Source organism: Kitasatospora sp. NPDC088351, from assembly GCF_040685575.1.
In the GTDB taxonomy this organism is placed as follows: domain Bacteria; phylum Actinomycetota; class Actinomycetes; order Streptomycetales; family Streptomycetaceae; genus Kitasatospora.
Genome location: NZ_JBFBIL010000126.1, coordinates 1 through 3753 on the forward strand (window position 1 = coordinate 1; position 3753 = coordinate 3753).

At 75.0% G+C, this 3753-nt stretch carries 3 protein-coding genes and 1 pseudogene; all 4 read left to right on the forward strand.

All coding sequences use genetic code 11. The features are described 5' to 3' along the window. Window positions 1-102: 102 nt before the first annotated feature. A pseudogene (locus AB0P06_RS36710) lies at window positions 103-384 on the forward strand (ADP-ribosylation/crystallin J1); the annotation flags it as partial. A gap of 210 nt (window positions 385-594) precedes the next feature. Then, entirely contained in the window at window positions 595-1473 is an 879-nt protein-coding gene (locus AB0P06_RS36715) for an alkaline phosphatase family protein (RefSeq protein ID WP_363615326.1), read from the forward strand. Between the two features lie 280 nt (window positions 1474-1753). Next, complete coding sequence (locus AB0P06_RS36720; RefSeq protein ID WP_363615328.1) at window positions 1754-2236, forward strand: hypothetical protein; 483 nt, start codon at window positions 1754-1756, stop codon at window positions 2234-2236. 143 nt (window positions 2237-2379) lie between these two features. Next, window positions 2380-3672 (forward strand): multidrug effflux MFS transporter, encoded by a 1293-nt coding sequence (locus tag AB0P06_RS36725; protein ID WP_363615330.1) that lies wholly within the window; start codon window positions 2380-2382, stop codon window positions 3670-3672. The last annotated feature ends 81 nt before the right edge of the window (window positions 3673-3753 follow it).

Here is a 3753-nt window from a genome sequence, read left to right on the forward strand (position 1 = left end):
CGGCGAACGAGGTGTCCGGCGCGGGAGCGAACGCCCGGCCGGCCAACTCGGCGGTCTCGCACAGCAGTTCGCGACGGAACCCGTCGTTCTCCAGTCGACCGGCGGGCCTGGCCGCCCCGGCTGCCCGACCAGCCGATCTTCTACCCGGTGCTCAACGAGGACTACGCGATCCGGATCGCCCGCGACTGGAACGTCAAGGCCTCCGGCGTCGGCTACGTCACCCGCTTCGAGGTCGACACCGCCTTCCTCGCCCGCTACCCCGTCCAGCAGGCCGGCGGCCGGACGATCCTCGAGCTCTGGGTGCCCGCCGAGGAACTGGCCGAGTTCAACCGGCACATCGTCGGCCGGATCGAGGTCGTCCACGAGTTCCGGCCGCAGCCGTGACGGCCCGTCCGGGCCCGGCCACCGCGCCGGCCCGCCGCACCGGCCGGGCCGCCCCGGCCGGTGCCGGCCCCTCGGGACGTCCGACGCCGCCCGGACACCCCTCGTTCCCCTCCGCTCCACCCGCCGGTACGCGACGCCGTGGACCATGACGCGGTCGGCGGCGCCCGCGGGGTGCGGCCGGATGCGCACCACCGAAAGGAACCCCCCACCATGTCCACAGCCGCGCCGTCCCGGCCCAGGGTGCTCGTCGTCGGAATCGACGGTGTCCGGTACGACCTGCTGGAGCAGGTCCCGATGCCGAGGCTCACGGAGGTCGCCGAGGCCGGGTTCCTGGCGCCGGTCACCGTGGCGGAGTCCACCCCCACCATGTCCGGCCCCTGCTGGGCCACCATCGTCACCGGCGTCGAGCCCGCCAAGCACGGCGTCTGGGGCAATCACCTGGCCGGCCACCGGCTCGACGTCTTCCCCGACTTCGCCACCCGCCTCGCCCGCCAGGACCGCCGCCGCACCTTCGTCGCGGCCGGCTGGGACCCGCTGGTCATCGGCGAGTCCGGCGGCCCGCTGTTCCGGGCCCCCGGCCGCCTCTCCTACGTCGCCCCGGCCGAGGACACCCCCGAGGCCTGGGAGACCGTCGACGAGGAGGTCACCCGGGAGGCCGTGCACGTCCTCGGCACCGCCGACCCGGAGGCGTCCTTCGTCTACCTCGGCGCGGTCGACGAGACCGCCCACTTCCTCGGCTGTGGCGAGGAGTACCGCGCCTCCATGCGCGCCGCCGACCAGCGCCTCGGCCGGCTCCTGGACGCCGTCCGCGGCCGGGCCGGCTACCCCGACGAGGAGTGGACGGTCATCGTCGTCACCGACCACGGCCACGTCGACGCGGGCGGCCACGGCGGCCGCACCACCGAGGAGCGCACCGCCTGGGTGGCCTGCGCCGGCCCCGGCATCCCCGCCGCGCCGCCCACCGGGGAGATCCGTCACCCGGACGTCGCCGCCCAGGTGTACGCCTCGCTCGGCCGCCCCATCGACCCGCACTGGACCCTGGACGGCCGCCCCTTCCCGCTCGCCCGGCCCGTCCCAGCCGCTTTCTGACGATCCGGCAGGGACGCCCGGGTGGACCGGCCGGGCTGCGCCCCGGCCGGACTTGAGCCAGGCTCTACAGGGCGCGCGACCCTGACATCAGGTGGCCGGGTATACCCCTGAAGGTGGAGACCGTACCCCGTGGGATGGAGACATGGTCACGACCTCGTGGTGACGTTCCGGCAGCACACACCGGTCACGATGGATGTACACCGGAACACCGGGCCACGGAAGCCCGGGGCGGACGGGACCGGCGCGGCGGGATCCGACACAGGAAGAGGGCAGGGCGGGCATGAACGGCATCGTGAGCAAGGTCGCACTCGGAGTCGCGGGCACCGGCATGGCCGTCGCCGTCGCCGTCGTCGCGGTCGGCCCGCGCGTGGCCGACTGGTACGACGACCGCCACCAGGAGCAGGCCTCGTACTCCACCGGCTCCGAGGCCAAGGCCGACCGCCGTTCGATGCCGGACTGGCTGCCCGACAACGCCTCCTCCGTCCGCTACCTGATGTCCACCACCGGCGACGACCGGCTGCTGCGCGCCACCCTCCCCGACGGACGGCTGCCCGCCGGCTGCGCCACGACGCTGCCGGGCAAGGGCGTCCACCCGGCGCCGGTCTCGCTCAGGGCCGGCTGGTTCCCCGAGAGCGTCACCTCGAAGGTCAGCGGTACCTGCGGCCACTACAACGTCACCCTGACGGGCGACCAGCTCTACGCCTGGCAGGACGGCGCCGCCGTCCAGGCCGCCCTGCGCGCCGAGCGGCCGGCCAAGCACTGAACGGGCGCGCGCTGAGCGCCGGGCGGATCGCCGAGCGCCGGGGCGGATGATGATCCACGCGGCGGACCCCGGGTATCCGGACCCCGGGCCGCTGCGATAGGACGGAGCGAGTACCAACCCTGCCCCGTCCTGTGAGGAGCCCCATGCCTGGTCCGACCGCCGGCGCCACCGGCGACACGTCGACCGCCCCCACGACCACCACCACCGGATCCGCCGCCGCCCCCGGCCGCACCACCATCGCCGTCCTCGGCGGCCTGGTCGCCCTCGGACCCCTCACCACCGACCTCTACCTGCCCGGCCTGCCCGCGATCGCCGACGACCTCGCCGCCGAACCGGCCGCCGTCCAGCTCACCCTCACCTTCTCGATGTTCGGCGTCGCCGCCGGACAGCTGCTCTTCGGACCGCTCAGCGACCGCCTCGGCCGCCGCCCGCCCCTGCTCGCCGGCCTCGTCGTCTACACCCTCGCCAGCGTGGTCTGCGTCCTCGCCCCCACCCTGCCCGTCCTGATCGCGGCCCGCTTCGTCCAGGGCGCCGCCGGCGCCGCAGGCCTGGTCATCGGCCGCGCCGTCGCCCGCGACCGCTTCGAGGGCGTCGCGATGCTCCGCTTCCTCGCCTCGATCAGCCTGATATCGGGCCTCGCCCCGATCCTCGCCCCGGTCGTCGGCGCCCAGTTGCTCCGCGTCACCTCCTGGCGCGGCACCTTCGGCGCCCTCACCGCCCTCGGCCTGCTGCTCAGCCTGGTCGCCTTCGCGGCCCTGCGGGAGACCCTGCCGCCCGGGAACCGGCACCGCGGCGGGCTCACCACCACGCTGCGCACCATGGGCGGGCTCCTGCGCGACCTGCCGTTCCTCGGGCTGGTCCTGACCAGTACCTTCGCCTTCGGCACGCTGTTCGGCTACATCAGCGGCTCCTCGGTGGTGCTCCAGCACGTCTACCACGTCTCGCCGCAGACCTACAGTCTGCTCTTCGGCCTCAACTCGCTGGCGATCGTGGCCGTCACCCAGCTGAACGGGCGGGTCCTGGCCCGCCGCTTCACCGCGGGCGCGCTGATGCTGGCCGGCCTCGGCACGGCCGTGGCGGCCGGGGTGGCGCTGGTCCTGGTGACGGCTGTCTGGGACGCCGGACTGCTCGGCGTCTGCCCGTCCCTGTTCGTCATGATGGGCAGTCTCGGCGTGGTCCTGCCGAACTCCGCCGCCCAGGCGCTCAGCCTGGTCCCCCCGCAGACCGCCGGCTCCGCCTCCGCGCTGATCGGTACCGGTACCTTCCTCTGCGGCGCCCTTGTCGCCCCGCTCAGCAGCCTCGGCGGCAGCCCCTCCGCGGTTCTGCTCGCCGTCGTCGTCCTGGTCTGCGCCCTCCTCGCCACCGCCTCCTACCTGGCGCTCTGCCGCCCCTGGCGCCCTGCGGCCCCGGGCCCGGAGGCGGCGCGGGCGGTCTGACGGAGGGCCCGTGCGCCGACCGGGGTCGGGCACGCGTGCCGCGTACACGTGCCGCCGGGGTGCCGCGACGGTGGTCGCGGC